The sequence below is a fragment of the Yersinia ruckeri ATCC 29473 genome (assembly GCF_000754815.1).
GTDB lineage: Bacteria > Pseudomonadota > Gammaproteobacteria > Enterobacterales > Enterobacteriaceae > Yersinia > Yersinia ruckeri.
This window is the reverse complement of the sequence record NZ_KN150747.1, coordinates 2,381,430-2,396,434: the sequence shown is the minus strand read 5'-3', so window position 1 is coordinate 2,396,434 and position 15,005 is coordinate 2,381,430. Positions and strand designations below refer to the sequence as shown.

The following is a 15,005-nucleotide window of genomic DNA, read 5'->3' as shown; positions in this document are numbered from 1 at the left end:
TTATAACATTCACTTAAATCTGCAAACGTAATCATCATGTCCACATTGATTAGTCTTGACAAAATATCCGTCAGCTTTGGTACACGGCGGGTACTTTCTGATATTTCCCTTTCCTTGCAAGCGGGAAGAATACTGACTCTGCTTGGGCCTAACGGTGCCGGTAAGTCAACGCTGGTTCGCGTGGTGCTGGGACTCATTCCACCAACCAGTGGTTCAGTCACTCGGGATGCGGGGCTGCGTATTGGCTACGTACCGCAAAAGCTGCATCTGGATGCCACTCTGCCGCTGACGGTCAGTCGTTTTATGCGGCTCAAACCCGGAGTGAAGCAAGCGGATATTCTGCCGGCACTGGAACGAGTACATGCCGCCCATTTATTAGATCAGCCAATGCAAAAACTGTCCGGCGGCGAGAATCAGCGGGTGCTGCTCGCCAGAGCCTTGCTCAATAAACCGCAATTGTTGGTGCTTGATGAACCGACTCAGGGCGTCGACGTGAACGGACAGCTGGCACTGTACGGTTTGATTGAACAACTGCGCACTGAATTGGGCTGTGGTGTACTGATGGTTTCCCACGATCTGCATCTGGTCATGGCAAAAACCGATGAAGTTTTATGCCTTAACCAGCATATTTGCTGTTCAGGTGCACCAGAAGTGGTCTCCACCCATCCCGAGTTTATTGCCATGTTTGGCAATCGCGGCGCAGAAAAATTGGCTGTTTATCGTCATCACCATAATCATCGTCACGATTTGCATGGCAAAATTATTCTGAAAAATCATGGGAGTCGTGACGCATGATCGAATTACTGTTACCCGGCTGGCTGGCGGGTGTGTTGTTAGCCACTGCCGCCGGTCCTCTCGGATCATTTGTGGTCTGGCGTCGTATGTCCTATTTTGGCGATACTCTGGCGCACGCCTCATTACTTGGCGTAGCTTTTGGCCTGCTGCTAAACATTAATCCATTTTATGCCGTTATCGCGATGATGTTGGTATTGGCGATGGTATTGGTATGGCTGGAGCGCCGACCTCAGTTGGCGGTGGATACGCTGCTAGGGATTATGGCGCATAGTGCGTTGTCGCTGGGTTTGGTGGTTGTCAGCCTGATGTCCAACGTGCGGGTGGATTTAATGGCCTATCTGTTTGGCGACCTGCTTTCCGTTACCTTGAGTGATCTCTGGCTGATTGCCGCAGGCATTGCCGCCGTCTTGCTGGTGCTGTGCTGGCAATGGCGACCGCTACTGTCAATGACTATCAGCCCGGAACTGGCACATGTCGATGGTGTCAATTTACAACGAGTCAAGATGCTGTTGATGTTAGTCACTGCACTGACGATAGGTTTATCGATGAAATTTGTCGGCGCATTAATCATCACCTCGTTACTGATTATTCCTGCTGCCGCAGCGCGCCGTTTCTCTCGAACACCGGAGCAAATGGCTGGTATTGCGATTATTATCGGCATACTGGCGGTATCCGGTGGTTTAGCGTTCTCGGCATTCTACGATACCCCAGCAGGACCTTCGGTAGTCCTGTGTGCCGCCGTTATGTTTGTGCTGAGTTTATCACAAAAACCCAAAGGTTAATGTTGTGCAATGGGGGCTGAAAAGGCTCCCGTTGTTTTGTCTATCCGCGCCGAAGCTTCCTGCACTTTATTATTTTCTGCTTAATTTTCCCAACACCTACTGCTCTGACGACTCTCATGATATTGGTTTTTCGCCTATTTAAATTATTCTGCTTAAATTAAATACATTGAATACAAAATCCATTGTATAATTTTTAATTAGTGTGATCAGCCACAAACATAATAATTAAGCAGTGTAATACTCTGCAAGAAATCCTATCGAGATGTTTTTCATTATTTATTTAGGTAGCTCTATTTCTCGCGCCGGTATGCGCTTGTGCGCGCCCTACTCATTCATAATTATTATTTCAGAGGCGAACCATCATGGATAAACCCACACCAACCGGTTTATTGCAGCAACCTAAACCTTTTTTCATGATTTTCTTTGTCGAGCTGTGGGAAAGATTTGGTTACTACGGTGTGCAGGGCATTCTCGCGGTTTTCTTTGTCCAGCAGTTGGGCTTTTCACAGGAGCAGGCATTCGTCACCTTCGGTGCCTTTGCGGCGTTGGTTTACGGCCTGATTTCTATCGGTGGTTATGTCGGCGACCACTTACTGGGAACCAAGCGCACCATGGTGTTGGGTGCCGTTGTACTGGCAATAGGTTATTTTGCGACGGGTTTATCACTGTATAAACCTAATCTAATCTTTATCGCATTAGGCATTATTGCGGTGGGTAATGGTTTATTTAAAGCCAACCCAGCTAGCCTGTTATCTAAATGCTATCCACCCAAGGATCCGCGCTTAGATGGTGCCTTTACTCTGTTTTACATGTCGATTAACGTCGGCTCGCTGTTATCCCTGTCTCTAGCGCCGATTATCGCTGAGCGCTACGGTTACGCTGTCACTTATTATCTGTGCGGTATTGGCTTGATCTTCGCCTTGCTAGTGTATTTCTGCTGCCGCCATATGGTTCGCCATATCGGTTCTGAACCTGACGCTTTGCCATTGAACTGGCGAAACCTGTTCTTGGTATTAGCCGGTACCGTGATAATGGTATTTGTCTGCGCTTGGTTGATGAATCACGTGATGATCGCCAATTTGGTGTTGATCGTGCTGTCTTTGATCGTGGTATTTATCTTCTTTAGAGAAGCCTTCAAGCAGGATTCTCTAGGGCGGAACAAAATGTTCGTCGCCTTTATTCTGATGCTGGAAGCCATTGTGTTCTATGTGTTGTATGCGCAAATGCCAACATCACTTAACTTCTTCGCGATTAATAACGTTCATCATGAAATACTCGGCTTTGCCATAAACCCCGTCAGTTTCCAGGCACTGAATCCGTTCTGGGTGGTCGTAGCCAGTCCAATTCTCGCCACTCTCTATACTCGTTTGGGTAGTAAAGGCCGCGATCTCTCCATGCCAGCCAAATTTACACTGGGGATGTTTTTATGTTCACTCGGCTTTTTAACCGCCGCTGCGGCAGGCATGTGGTTCGCTGATGCACAAGGTCTGACATCACCATGGTTTATCGTGCTGGTTTATCTTTTCCAGAGCCTGGGTGAATTGATGATCAGTGCTTTAGGTCTGGCGATGGTAGCAGCGTTGGTACCACAATATTTGATGGGCTTTATCCTGGGGATGTGGTTCCTGACGCAGGCGGCGTCCTTCCTGATTGGTGGTTACGTCGCGACCTTTACTGCCACGCCGGAAGGTATTACCGATCCGTTAGAAACCCTACCTATTTATACCGATGTATTCGGTAAAATCGGCTTGACCACTTTGGCGATTGCAGTAGTGATGGGGCTGATGATTCCGTGGCTGAATCGTATGGTTAACAACGAAGTGGAAGAGAAAGCCGTAGCTTAAGCAGCGTTAAAGGTCATCGCAGTTGAATAAAGGGTAAATAATGCGGAGTCAAGATTGCTTGGCTCCGCGCTATATCACCGCTGTAACTGCTGTAATCGCAGTGTCACCTACTCTTCTCTCTCAATGCCAAAATGCTTGTAGGCATGATGGGTGGCAATACGACCACGAGGGGTTCGCTGGATAAAGCCCTGTTGAATCAGATAGGGTTCCAGCACATCCTCGATAGTTTCACGCTCTTCACCGATAGCGGCTGCCAGATTATCCAAGCCAACCGGGCCACCCATAAATTTATCGATCACCGCCAACAACAGCTTGCGATCCATATAATCAAAACCTTCGGCATCCACATTCAGCATATCCAGCGCTTTCATGGCTACATCGCCATTAATGGCTCCGTCGGCTTTTACTTCAGCAAAATCCCGTACCCGCCGCAGTAAGCGGTTGGTAATCCGTGGAGTTCCGCGTGATCGACGTGCCAGTTGATGAGCACCTTCCTGTGTCAACTCCAGCCCCAGACACTGGGCACTGCGAGCAACGATGTGCTCCAGATCGGCAACCGGATAAAACTCAAGACGCTGCACAATGCCGAAGCGATCACGTAGCGGCGAAGTGAGTGAGCCAGCACGAGTGGTCGCCCCAATCAACGTAAAGGGCGGCAGATCCAGCTTGATGGAACGCGCGGCTGGCCCTTCACCAATCATGATATCCAACTGATAATCTTCCATTGCCGGGTAGAGAATTTCTTCTACCACGGGTGACAATCGATGAATTTCATCAATAAACAGCACGTCATGAGGTTCAAGATTGGTCAGCATCGCCGCCAAATCCCCGGCTTTTTCCAATACTGGACCAGAAGTGGTTCGCAGGTTGACCCCCATTTCATTAGCCACAATATTTGCCAATGTCGTTTTGCCCAATCCCGGAGGGCCGAAGATCAGTAGGTGATCCAGCGCATCGCCGCGTTGCTTCGCCGCCTGAATAAAGATTTCCATCTGCTCGCGAACATGGGGCTGCCCAACGTATTCACTGAGTCGTTTAGGGCGTATCGCTCGGTCAATGATTTCTTCTTCACTGATAACGCCAGCTGAAATCAGGCGGTCTGCTTCAATCATGATCTACCTCTGCTGGCGCTATAGTGCTGACCGCAACGCATCACGGATCAACGTCTCGCAGTCTGTGCCCGGTTTGGCAATTTTGCTAACCAAACGACTGGCTTCTTGCGGTTTATAACCCAAAGACACCAGTGCGGATACCGCTTCCGCTTCCGCATCGGCGGCTGAAACCTGTGCTGAGGTCGTCGGCAACGGAATGTCGCTGGTGTTATTAAACAGATCGCCGTTCAATCCTTTAAAGCGGTCTTTCATTTCGACCACTAAACGCTCGGCCGTTTTCTTGCCCACGCCCGGTAATTTAACCAGCGTGGTGATCTCTTCTCGCTCCACTGCGCTGACAAACTGCTGCGCTGACATCCCGGAGAGAATAGCCAGTGCCAGTTTCGGCCCCACGCCGTTAACCTTGATCAGCTCGCGGAATAAAGCCCGCTCCTGCTTATCATTGAAACCATAGAGTAGCTGGGCATCTTCCCGCACGATAAATTGCGTGAAGATAATGGCTTCCTGCCCGATTTCTGGTAGTTCATAAAAGCAGGTCATTGGCAGTTGAATTTCATAGCCAACGCCGTTGGTTTCCAGCAGCACCAGCGGTGGCTGCTTCTCCAGAATAATACCTCTGATGCGACCTATCACGTTGACTCTCTCCTTGCCCCGCAGGTAATGCAATTATTAATATCATTTTACCGCTGTTTATAACACAAAAAAGGCTGGATGGATATCCAGCCCTCGGCGATAAACCCGGCTTTATATTGTCTTTGCGCGCCTTTGCACAAAATTAGCGCAAACGACCACGAGCCATAATCAATTGGTTGTTACCCAAACGCACCGTATTTTGGCTCAGATGGCAGTGGGTAATCGCAATAGCCAAGGCATCCGCCGCATCGGCCTGTGGGTTGGCTGGCAATTTCAGCAAGGAGCGTACCATATGCTGTACCTGACTTTTCTCTGCCGCACCGGTGCCAACCACGGTCTGTTTTACCTGTCTGGCCGCATATTCGGAAACCGGCAAATCCAGATTGACTGCGGCCACAATAGCCGCGCCACGCGCCTGCCCGAGTTTCAGTGCCGAATCGGCATTTTTTGCCATAAAGACCTGTTCAATGGCAAAAAAGTCTGGATGAAACTGGGTAATAATTTCAGTCACACCCGCATAGATCAATTTCAACCGGGTCGGCATGTCATCAACCACGGTTCGGATACAGCCGCTGCCTAAATAGGTCAGTTGGCGACCTTCTTGGCGGATAACGCCATAACCGGTGACACGTGAACCGGGATCGATACCTAATACGATCGCCATACCAATTTTCACCTTATAAGTTATATTCGCGTACAGCATCCACCTAAAAACAAGCCGTGCCCAATCAATGAGCACGGCGACTTCACAGCGCTGACCTTAGCATCGCTTATTACAACGTAGCAGCCACTTCATCAGAGATTTCACCGTTGTGGTAAACCTCTTGAACATCATCGGAATCTTCCAGCATATCGATCAGACGCAGCAGTTTTGGCGCAGTTTCTGCGTCCAAATCTGCCTTGGTTGAAGGAATCAGTGAAACTTCAGCCGATTCAGCCACCAAACCGGCGGCATCAAGTGCATCTTTTACCTGACCGAGAGATTCCCAAGCCGTGAACACGTCAATGGCACCATCGTCGTACACCGTTACGTCATCGGCACCGGCTTCCAACGCCGCATCCATCACGGTATCTTCGTCCAGACCCGGTGCATAAGAAATGACGCCTTTTTTGGTGAATAAGTAAGAAACGGAGCCATCAGTCCCCAGATTACCACCGGTTTTGGTGAAGGCATGGCGCACTTCAGATACGGTACGGTTACGGTTGTCACTCAAGCATTCCACCATCACTGCGGTGCCGCCTGGGCCGTAACCTTCATAAATGATGGTTTCCATGTTGTTATCTTCATCACCGCCCACGCCGCGTGCAATCGCCCGATTCAGGGTGTCGCGCGTCATGTTGTTGGACAATGCTTTATCGATAGCCGCACGCAAACGCGGGTTAGCCGCCGGGTCGCCACCGCCCAGTTTGGCAGCGGTCACCAATTCACGAATAATTTTAGTAAAAATCTTACCGCGTTTGGCATCCTGTGCCGCTTTGCGGTGTTTTGTGTTGGCCCACTTACTATGACCTGCCATAAGAATCTCCGAAAATAACCTAAGTATATCCGTCTTACCTCAAGCTGCAGGGCCGCAGGCTACGATCAACTCGCCGAATCACTTACTGACGTAAGTTTATCGGAACTCACTCGCTTGCCGCCGTTCTGCAATCTGAATTATTTGGGGTATAGACTGAAAAAATAACAAATTCTTCAATCGCCAGCTTATTACTCCAGGACTTGGTCAGTGCAGCTGCTGGTGCCGCATCAAGCCACTGGTACGCGAGGTGCTCGGTCATAATCACATCACGCTCTTCGGGTAACGCCAGACAAAACCAATGTTCTTTGTTATGCGTGGTACCCGGTGCATAGCGAGGACGAAAATGCGCGAAAATTTCGAACTCCACACAGCGCTGACAGTCGAGCAACGTCAGGTTTTCAGCCAGAATATCGATGCCCACCTCTTCCTTTACTTCGCGCTGTGCAGCATGCAATGGGGATTCCCCCACCTCTAGGCTGCCGGTTACCGACTGCCAGAATTCAGGGTCATCACGCCGTTGCAACATCAGCACCCGGCCGCTGGATTTGGCATAAATCAGCGCCAAAATCGATACCGGCCGTTTGTCACTCATTACTCTTTCTCTTCTGCCGGTGCATCATGCGCGGTTTTTTTCGCGACAACGCTGATGGACAGCTCTTGCAAGGACGCCGGATTAGCGAAGCTTGGAGCATCTGTCATCAAGCAGGCCGCCGCCGTCGTTTTAGGGAAAGCAATCACGTCACGAATGTTATCGGTGCCAGTCAGCAACATCACCAAGCGATCCAGACCGAAGGCCAAACCGGCGTGTGGTGGCGTGCCGTACTTCAGTGCGTCCAGCAGGAAGCCAAACTTTTCACGCTGTTCATGTTCGTTGATTCCCAGAATGCCAAAGACCTGCTGCTGCATTTCAGTGCGGTGGATTCGCACCGAACCGCCGCCGACTTCATAACCGTTAATCACCATGTCGTAGGCGTTAGCAATCGCCGAAGTTGGGTTCGCGGCCAGTTCTTCCGGGCTCATGTCTTTTGGCGCAGTGAACGGATGGTGCATCGCCGTCAGGCCACCGTCACTGTCGTCTTCAAACATAGGGAAATCAACCACCCACAGCGGTTGCCAGGTACCCAGCTTGGTCAGATCCATATCGCGCCCCAGTTTCAGACGCAGTGCGCCCATCGCATCAGTCACGATTTTTACGCTGTCTGCACCGAAGAACAGAATGTCGCCGCTGGCTGCCTGAGTACGAGCCAAAATGGCTTCCAATACCTCTGCGCTCAAGAACTTGGCAATCGGGCTTTGCACACCTTCCAGGCCAGCCGCCCGATCGTTGACTTTTAACCATGCCAGGCCTTTAGCACCGTAAATACCAACGAACTGACCGTATTCGTCAATCTGTTTACGGGTGATTTGCGCCCCACCAGGGACGCGAATAGCAGCAACGCGACCGTTTGGATCGTTAGCCGGGCCTGCGAACACTTTAAATTCGACATCTCTGACCAGATCGGCCACGTCCACCAGTTCCAGTGGGTTACGCAGATCCGGTTTATCAGAGCCATAACGGCGCATGGCTTCAGCAAAGGTCATGATCGGGAAATCGCCCAAATCCACGCCTTTGGTTGTTTGCCACAACTGACGAACCATTCTTTCCATCACTTCACGCACTTGATCGGCGGTCATGAAAGACGTTTCAACATCAATCTGAGTGAATTCAGGCTGACGGTCAGCACGTAAATCTTCGTCACGGAAGCATTTTACGATCTGATAATAACGGTCGAAACCGGACATCATCAGCAACTGTTTGAACAGTTGAGGAGACTGTGGCAACGCGTAGAATTTGCCTTTGTGTACCCGGCTTGGCACCAGATAATCGCGCGCGCCTTCCGGCGTCGCTTTGGTCAGCATTGGGGTTTCGATATCCAGGAAACCGTTATCATCCATAAAGCGGCGTACAAAGCTGGTGATTTTTGCCCGGGTTTTCAGACGATCGGCCATTTCTGGGCGACGCAGATCCAGATAACGGTATTTCAACCGCTGTTCTTCGCTGTTGGTCTGATTTGAGTCCAATGGCAGCGGTTCAGAGCGGTTGATGATATTCAGCGAGTGAGCGAAAATTTCCACTTCGCCGGTAGACATATCTTTATTGATTTGGCTTTCAGGGCGCGCACGCACGGTGCCGATGATCTGAATGCAGAATTCGTTACGCAGTTCGGAAGCCTGCTCGTAGGCCGCTTTATGGTCAGGATCGAAGAACACCTGAACGATGCCATCACGATCGCGCATATCAATAAAAATCAGGCCACCCAGATCGCGGCGACGATTTACCCAACCACAAAGTGTTACTTCTTGTCCTACGTGAGACAGATTCAACTGCCCGCAATATTCAGTACGCATACAATGTCCTTTTACTCAGCCGATGCCACGCCCGTCGAGTGCCCTGCACTGGCCGCGCGGCTATTAATCTGGTAAGCCCTGATAGGCTCTTATTCTGGCGAACCCTGTTTTTTACCACCTGGCTTGAAGTCAGTCGCATACCAACCGGTGCCTTTCAACTGAAAACCGGCCGCAGAGATCTGTTTCGATAACGCAGGTTGCCCACACGCCGGACAGTCGGTTAGTGGCGCATCGGAAAATTTCTGTAGTTTCTCTAATCGATGTTTGCACGCGCTACACGCATATTCGTAAATTGGCATAGGTATTGATAGATTAAAGCGTGTTGAAAAAAGGGAGTCATTATAAAGGAAATTCATGGCATAGATAAGAGCGAACGCACAGGTCTGACACCACAAAGTGCCTCTCGTGGATGATTTAACCGCTCATTTAACAAAATTAGCGCCCTGATAGGACGGATCTGTAACATTTGTGAGCATAAACGTGGTGCAGTCAGAAGTGAGCGTTTTTTCCATACTCCGCTACCGAGAGCTATATTGATGAAAGTTGAAGCGAAAACCCGCACGCTGGCGCAGCACCGACGAAATGGTTGCTGCGCTTTCGGTCAACGGCTAAGGTAACACCATCATGTAGCGGCCTCGCGGTGTATGAGGCCACTTTTTATCATCCCAGTGGCTGACTTATGTATATTGGACTACCGCAATGGCAACATTCGGCATGGAGCCGGTTAGGTTTGCAAGATCTGGCAGATTACAGCCGTTATTTCAACTGTGTCGAAGGCAATACCACCTTTTATGCCCTGCCGAAGCCGGAAATTGTCCGGCGCTGGCGAGATATGACGCCAGACACTTTCCGCTTTTGTTTTAAATTTCCTTCAACTATCAGCCATCAAGCGGCATTACGGCAGTGTGAAACCGAGCTGGCCACTTTCTACCAAACACTGGCTCCATTGCACGATCGAATCGGACAACTCTGGCTGCAATTACCCGCTGCTTTCGGTCCGAATGAATTGCCACGCTTATGGCAATTTCTGGACAAACTGCCCACCGAATTCAGTTACGGCGTTGAAATCCGCCATCCGGCTTTTTTTGCTAAAGGCTCGGAAGAGCGGGCGCTCAATCAAGGCTTGCATCAGCGACAAATCAATCGAGTGATTCTGGATAGCCGCCCTATTCATAGCGCCGCCCCCGTCACGGTGCGGGTGCGAGAGGCGCAAAGTAAAAAACCGAAGTTGCCCGTTCACGCGGTGGTGACTGGAAAGCATCCCATGGTGCGGTTTATCGGTGGTAACCGACTGGACGAAAATCTTGCGCTCTTTGCTCCCTGGTTACAAAAACTGCGGCAGTGGGAACCGTTGTATCCGCCCTATCTGTTTATTCATACTCCGGATAACGGCGATTCTCCGCAGCAGGCGCAAAAAATCTGGCAGCAGTTATCTGCGTTGATTCCCTCGTTGCCTGCGCCACCGGACTGGCCGGAGCAAAACACCTTATTTTAGCCGTACGCTAACTCGGATATTCCGACGAAGAAACCCGCTACCAGTATAAATCTTTATAAAACCATTCACAGGCTAGGCCGCAGAGATGAGAACCCACGCTCATTCTGACAAAATAATCGGATTAAGTGTGGAAAGTATTGCATTCTGCTTTATAAACAACGCCGATCGGGCGCAACAACCTGCTATTTTTCTAGCGACAGTGTCGACATTGACGGTTATCATTATTCCGCCAGTTATGGTTGGGCTATGGAGTTAAAAATGGTTAGCTCGCTTTATGTTGTGTTGGGCGCACTATTGTTGATTAAGCTTTCATTTGATGTGGTGAGATTAAGGAATCAGTACCGGGTAGCTTATGGAGACGGTGGTTTTTATGAGTTACAGACGGCAATTCGAGTACACGGCAATGCCGTTGAATATATTCCCATTGCTGTTGTTTTGCTGATTATGATGGAAATGAACGGCGCACAAACCTGGATGATCCATATTTGCGGATTGATGTTGATTGTAGGCCGTTTATTGCATTATTACGGTTTACGTCACCGGGAAATCCGATGGCGACGTTCGGGGATGAGCGCAACCTATGTCTCGTTGGTGCTCATGATTATTGCCAATATCTACTATTTACCGTGGGAACAAATTTTTAGTTTAATTTAACCCCAGTTACGCTGTTTACCGGTTTTGTCTGTGCCTACAGTTCGAAACAACAGTTAGTTAGGGCGGTTTATCACCGCCTTCATGTTGCCTCTCCGTGATTTCCCTGATCCGCTTTTTCTTTCTATCTCTCTGTTGCGGTTTTAGCAAAATCAGGGGTTTTCTGTTAGAGTGTGCGCCTTCGATTTCCAGCCATCTCAATGACCGTCATGCCTAAACGCGAAACCCGACCAGCAACTGGTACTGCGCCAGCAAGCCAGCCGCCAGCAGAAACCACACAACTACCACGGGATAGTCTGTTTTCTGCCCCGATCGCCAAATTAGGGGATTGGACTTTCGACGAACGCGTCGCGGAAGTTTTCCCCGATATGATTCAGCGTTCAGTGCCCGGCTATTCCAATATCATCTCAATGATCGGCATGCTGGCTGAGCGCTTTGTACAACCTGACAGTCAGGTTTACGACCTCGGTTGCTCTCTGGGGGCAGCGACTCTCGCCATGCGGCGAAATATTAAAGTTCCCGGTTGTAAAATCATTGCGGTAGATAATTCTCCGGCGATGGTTGAACGTTGTCGCCGCCATCTTGACGCATTCCGCGCCGAGACACCGGTCGAGGTGATCGAGGCTGATATTCTGGATATCCAGTTGGAAAATGCCTCAATGGTGGTATTGAACTTCACACTGCAATTTTTGGAGCCAGCCAATCGCCAGCGGCTGCTAAATCAGGTTTACGCCGGACTGCGCCCCGGTGGCGCACTGGTGCTGTCGGAAAAATTCAGTTTTGCCGATGCCAACGTCGGTGAGTTGCTGTTTAACATGCATCATGATTTCAAACGTGCCAACGGCTATAGCGAACTGGAAATCAGCCAGAAACGTAGCATGCTGGAAAACGTGATGCTGACGGATTCGGTTGAATGCCATAAAACCCGGTTGCACAATGCCGGATTTGAACATGCCGAAGTGTGGTTCCAGTGTTTTAATTTTGGCTCATTGATCGCGTTGAAAGCGGGGGAAGCCCAATGATTGAGTTTGGTGATTTTTACCGGTTAATTGCCAAAGGCCCGCTTAGCCCTTGGCTGGATACCCTGCCCGCCCAGCTTAGCAGTTGGCAGCGAGAATCTCTGCACGGCAAATTCAAAACCTGGTTCAATGCCGTCGAGCATCTGCCGTTGTTAACACCAACGGCAGTGAATCTGAAAGAGGGCGTGTGCACTGAGATTTCCCCGCCGCTATCAGCCGGGCAACGTGAAGGAATGGAAAAAATGCTGCGGGCATTAATGCCATGGCGCAAAGGTCCCTTCTCGTTATATGGCATTGATATTGATACTGAATGGCGTTCAGACTGGAAATGGGATCGGGTGCTACCGCATATCAGTCCACTGGCGGGCCGCACGATTCTGGACGTGGGTTGCGGCAGTGGTTACCATTTGTGGCGCATGATTGGCGAAGGTGCTCATCTGGCGGTCGGTATCGACCCGATGCAGTTGTTTCTATGCCAATTTGAAGCCGTACGCAAGCTGTTAGGTGGCGACCAACGCGCCCACCTATTGCCGCTGGGGATTGAACAATTACCCGAGCTAGCCGCATTTGACAGTGTATTCTCGATGGGCGTGCTCTATCATCGACGCTCACCGCTAGACCATCTATATCAGTTGAAAAATCAGCTAGTCAGTGAAGGTGAACTGGTATTGGAAACCTTAGTGGTTGAAGGTGATAGCCAACAGGTATTGGTGCCAGGCGATCGATATGCCCAAATGCGGAATGTGTACTTTATTCCCTCAGCACCTGCGCTGAAAGCTTGGTTGGAGAAATGCGGTTTTGTCGATGTCAGAATCGCCGATATGGCGGTGACGACTACCGAAGAACAGCGACGTACTGATTGGATGACCAGCGAATCACTGGCTGAGTTCCTTGATCCGAACGATCACAGTAAAACGGTTGAGGGCTATCCAGCACCACTGCGTGCGCTATTGATTGCACGTAAACCATAACCTCTGTTGCTGGCGGTAAATCAGCCCCGGAAACATTTTCGGGGCTGGTTATATCAGGCTGAGCGTGGCAGCGGTTCAGTGATGCATAGCATGTTTTTCATGGCTTCGACCACTTCACCATCCACGCAATAACGCTTAAATTCATCAGCATCATTATCCGAACACATCGATACCCCAGCCTTGCGATAACGCATACTCGAAGGCACGGTTCGACCGGCAGAACTATGCAGTTCTCTGATACCAATTTCCAAAAATTTCTGCATATTACTCAAACGCACACCGGCACCAGCCATAATAATCGGCCCGTTGCTGGCATTAACCAAATCTCGTAGTAATGTCAGCCCCAGTTCCGCATTCTGCTGTTGGCCCGAGGTTAAAAGCCGCGCCACGCCTAAATCGGTTAACTGTTCAAGCGCTACCATCGGGTTCAGGCACATATCGAAAGCACGATGGAAAGTTACCGCTAACGGGCCACAAATTTTCATGATTTCTCGCATCCGCGCTAAATCAATGTGTCCTTCTTCATCCAGAACCCCCACCACAACACCGGCAAACCCCATATCCCGAATCTGTGCAATATCATGTTTGATGATCGCAAAATCGTTCTGGCTGTAGCAGAAATCGCCACCGCGCGGCCGGACTATCGGGTGTACCGGAATGGTTATCGTCTCACGAGCCTGAATCAAAGCCCCTAAACTCGGTGTCAATCCCCCTTCCGACTGCCCAGAACACAATTCAATCCGGTCAGCTCCCGCACCTTCGGCTATTTGTGCACAATCAACGCTATAGCAACAAATCTCTAACTTGGTCATTATTTCTCCCCCCTTTGACAAACGTGTCTGCTACAGCTCATATCACAACCTGTAAAACAGGGTTCAACGACCTGACAGGTTAAAAACCGAACGTAATATTCAAGTTCAATGGCCATTCCTTCAGGGCAGTTGAAGCCCTTACTATGGCACTCATTGCAAAATAATGACTAGAGGCCAATCACAGTGGTAACCATAAGTGATAATCCTGAGCGAGATAAATAACCTAAACTCGTTAATTATTATGCTCACTGTCAACAATTTGCCGCAATGTATACGGATGAAACTTAATCGTAATGACCCCGTTGCTCACTGCCAGCGTCGGATTCGGTAATCGCTCGGTTTTACCTTTCGGCGAACTGAATTTAAATGTCACGCCTTCCGGCAATGCCGCTTCCTCCGGCAGCAGGTTTACAGCTCTGGCGTATAGCGTTTCCGGCGATCCTGCCAGCACCAGTTCCACATGCTCCCAACCTTCATGGGGATAGTATTTGCTACCAGGATAAGGTAATTCAACGCAATCTATTTTCCACGGGCCAACAGACAAAGGAACCGCCAGATCAAACAAGCATATTGGGCGGCCATTAATCACCTTTTCGGACATCAAATGGCCACACTGTAGCAAACCGGCACGCCAACGTTCTGCTGTGACGATTTCGTGACAACGTAACGAAATATGGTCTGCGCTAAATGAGGACAGCTCCAGATTGAGTTGTTGAGAAAAGTCAGCCAATTGCTGTTCAAAGTTGGGTAAATCCTTCACTAAATCCTGTAGTTCGGTAATCTGTACCAGCGTTTGCATCAAGTTATTTTCGCCTATACCTGTGGATAAAAGAGTAGCAGCCATAATTTACCGTTTTCAGCGGCGAACGACAGTGCTTTGTCGAAAAGTCGCTTTGATTGCAGATAAAACAAGCTAGGGTGATTATGATATAACCCATCGGAAAAATAGCGCCAGTCTATGTGTTGCAGAACCCCTCCCCCTGCTG

16 protein-coding genes are annotated in these 15,005 nt (G+C 49.7%); 7 read left to right on the top strand and 9 right to left on the bottom strand.

From position 1 onward, the window contains the following. Positions 1 to 36: 36 nt before the first annotated feature. The 3 genes from znuC (at position 37) to dtpB (ending at position 3,421) form a co-directional block, all read left to right on the top strand. Entirely contained in the window at positions 37 to 795 is a 759-nt protein-coding gene (gene znuC / locus DJ39_RS10605) for a zinc ABC transporter ATP-binding protein ZnuC (RefSeq protein WP_004719791.1), read from the top strand. Continuing rightward, positions 792 to 1,577, top strand: coding sequence for a zinc ABC transporter permease subunit ZnuB (gene znuB, locus DJ39_RS10600; RefSeq protein WP_038242410.1), 786 nt, complete (start codon positions 792 to 794; stop codon positions 1,575 to 1,577). The genes znuC and znuB overlap by 4 nt, the downstream gene beginning before the upstream one ends. Before the next feature lie 362 nt (positions 1,578 to 1,939). After that, entirely contained in the window at positions 1,940 to 3,421 is a 1,482-nt protein-coding gene (gene dtpB, locus DJ39_RS10595) for a dipeptide/tripeptide permease DtpB (RefSeq protein WP_004719786.1), read from the top strand. Between the two features lie 107 nt (positions 3,422 to 3,528). Here the strand turns inward: dtpB and ruvB are convergent, their stop codons facing one another. From ruvB to DJ39_RS17470, 7 genes are all read right to left on the bottom strand, one after another. Further along, positions 3,529 to 4,533: a Holliday junction branch migration DNA helicase RuvB gene (ruvB, locus tag DJ39_RS10590; protein WP_004719784.1), complete on the bottom strand. Its 1,005-nt coding sequence runs from the start codon at positions 4,531 to 4,533 to the stop codon at positions 3,529 to 3,531. Positions 4,534 to 4,551: 18 nt separating this feature from the next. Further along, positions 4,552 to 5,166, bottom strand: coding sequence for a Holliday junction branch migration protein RuvA (gene ruvA, locus DJ39_RS10585; protein ID WP_004719782.1), 615 nt, complete (start codon positions 5,164 to 5,166; stop codon positions 4,552 to 4,554). A 142-nt stretch (positions 5,167 to 5,308) separates the two neighbouring features. Further along, entirely contained in the window at positions 5,309 to 5,830 is a 522-nt protein-coding gene (ruvC, locus tag DJ39_RS10580; protein ID WP_038242406.1) for a crossover junction endodeoxyribonuclease RuvC, read from the bottom strand. Positions 5,831 to 5,939: 109 nt separating this feature from the next. Beyond that, on the bottom strand, positions 5,940 to 6,683 hold the full coding sequence (locus DJ39_RS10575; protein ID WP_004719779.1) for a YebC/PmpR family DNA-binding transcriptional regulator: 744 nt from the start codon (positions 6,681 to 6,683) through the stop codon (positions 5,940 to 5,942). Between the two features lie 106 nt (positions 6,684 to 6,789). Further along, the gene (nudB, locus tag DJ39_RS10570; RefSeq protein ID WP_045844060.1) at positions 6,790 to 7,275 is read right to left on the bottom strand and encodes a dihydroneopterin triphosphate diphosphatase; all 486 of its coding nucleotides are present in this window, start codon (positions 7,273 to 7,275) and stop codon (positions 6,790 to 6,792) included. Further along, positions 7,275 to 9,071 (bottom strand): aspartate--tRNA ligase, encoded by a 1,797-nt coding sequence (gene aspS, locus DJ39_RS10565; RefSeq protein WP_004719777.1) that lies wholly within the window; start codon positions 9,069 to 9,071, stop codon positions 7,275 to 7,277. The genes nudB and aspS overlap by 1 nt, the downstream gene beginning before the upstream one ends. A gap of 89 nt (positions 9,072 to 9,160) precedes the next feature. Continuing rightward, the gene (locus DJ39_RS17470) at positions 9,161 to 9,370 is read right to left on the bottom strand and encodes an FmdB family zinc ribbon protein (RefSeq protein WP_004719776.1); all 210 of its coding nucleotides are present in this window, start codon (positions 9,368 to 9,370) and stop codon (positions 9,161 to 9,163) included. A 380-nt stretch (positions 9,371 to 9,750) separates the two neighbouring features. On the opposite strand from DJ39_RS17470, the gene DJ39_RS10555 reads away from it, so the two are divergent. The 4 genes from DJ39_RS10555 to cmoB all read left to right on the top strand — a co-directional run bounded on the left by DJ39_RS10555 (position 9,751) and on the right by cmoB (position 13,207). Continuing rightward, entirely contained in the window at positions 9,751 to 10,566 is an 816-nt protein-coding gene (locus DJ39_RS10555; RefSeq protein WP_004719773.1) for a DUF72 domain-containing protein, read from the top strand. Positions 10,567 to 10,824: 258 nt separating this feature from the next. Next, positions 10,825 to 11,220 carry an MAPEG family protein gene (locus tag DJ39_RS10550; RefSeq protein WP_038242402.1) on the top strand — a complete coding sequence of 132 codons (396 nt, stop codon included), beginning with the start codon at positions 10,825 to 10,827 and terminating at the stop codon, positions 11,218 to 11,220. Between the two features lie 191 nt (positions 11,221 to 11,411). Next, a complete protein-coding gene (cmoA, locus tag DJ39_RS10545) occupies positions 11,412 to 12,239 on the top strand; it encodes a carboxy-S-adenosyl-L-methionine synthase CmoA (RefSeq protein WP_230596573.1) in 828 nt (275 codons plus the stop codon). Further along, entirely contained in the window at positions 12,236 to 13,207 is a 972-nt protein-coding gene (cmoB, locus tag DJ39_RS10540; RefSeq protein ID WP_038242399.1) for a tRNA 5-methoxyuridine(34)/uridine 5-oxyacetic acid(34) synthase CmoB, read from the top strand. Before cmoA ends, cmoB begins: the two co-directional genes overlap by 4 nt. Before the next feature lie 53 nt (positions 13,208 to 13,260). Here the strand turns inward: cmoB and cutC are convergent, their stop codons facing one another. Then, positions 13,261 to 14,019, bottom strand: coding sequence for a copper homeostasis protein CutC (gene cutC, locus DJ39_RS10535; protein WP_004719763.1), 759 nt, complete (start codon positions 14,017 to 14,019; stop codon positions 13,261 to 13,263). Positions 14,020 to 14,251: 232 nt separating this feature from the next. Next, entirely contained in the window at positions 14,252 to 14,818 is a 567-nt protein-coding gene (locus tag DJ39_RS10530; protein ID WP_038251733.1) for a VOC family protein, read from the bottom strand. Between the last annotated feature and the right edge of the window lie 187 nt (positions 14,819 to 15,005).

Bases quoted from the DNA above. Each gene is read 5' to 3' on its own strand.
- DJ39_RS17470 (WP_004719776.1), bottom strand. From the start codon at position 9,370: ATGCCAATTTACGAATATGCGTGTAGCGCGTGCAAACATCGATTAGAG.
- aspS (WP_004719777.1), bottom strand. From the start codon at position 9,071: ATGCGTACTGAATATTGCGGGCAGTTGAATCTGTCTCACGTAGGACAA.
- cmoB (WP_038242399.1), top strand. From the start codon at position 12,236: ATGATTGAGTTTGGTGATTTTTACCGGTTAATTGCCAAAGGCCCGCTT.
- ruvB (WP_004719784.1), bottom strand. From the start codon at position 4,533: ATGATTGAAGCAGACCGCCTGATTTCAGCTGGCGTTATCAGTGAAGAA.
- ruvC (WP_038242406.1), bottom strand. From the start codon at position 5,830: ATGGCGATCGTATTAGGTATCGATCCCGGTTCACGTGTCACCGGTTAT.
- znuC (WP_004719791.1), top strand. From the start codon at position 37: ATGTCCACATTGATTAGTCTTGACAAAATATCCGTCAGCTTTGGTACA.
- nudB (WP_045844060.1), bottom strand. From the start codon at position 7,275: ATGAGTGACAAACGGCCGGTATCGATTTTGGCGCTGATTTATGCCAAA.
- dtpB (WP_004719786.1), top strand. From the start codon at position 1,940: ATGGATAAACCCACACCAACCGGTTTATTGCAGCAACCTAAACCTTTT.
- DJ39_RS10550 (WP_038242402.1), top strand. From the start codon at position 10,825: ATGGTTAGCTCGCTTTATGTTGTGTTGGGCGCACTATTGTTGATTAAG.
- cutC (WP_004719763.1), bottom strand. From the start codon at position 14,019: ATGACCAAGTTAGAGATTTGTTGCTATAGCGTTGATTGTGCACAAATA.
- DJ39_RS10575 (WP_004719779.1), bottom strand. From the start codon at position 6,683: ATGGCAGGTCATAGTAAGTGGGCCAACACAAAACACCGCAAAGCGGCA.
- znuB (WP_038242410.1), top strand. From the start codon at position 792: ATGATCGAATTACTGTTACCCGGCTGGCTGGCGGGTGTGTTGTTAGCC.
- DJ39_RS10555 (WP_004719773.1), top strand. From the start codon at position 9,751: ATGTATATTGGACTACCGCAATGGCAACATTCGGCATGGAGCCGGTTA.
- DJ39_RS10530 (WP_038251733.1), bottom strand. From the start codon at position 14,818: ATGCAAACGCTGGTACAGATTACCGAACTACAGGATTTAGTGAAGGAT.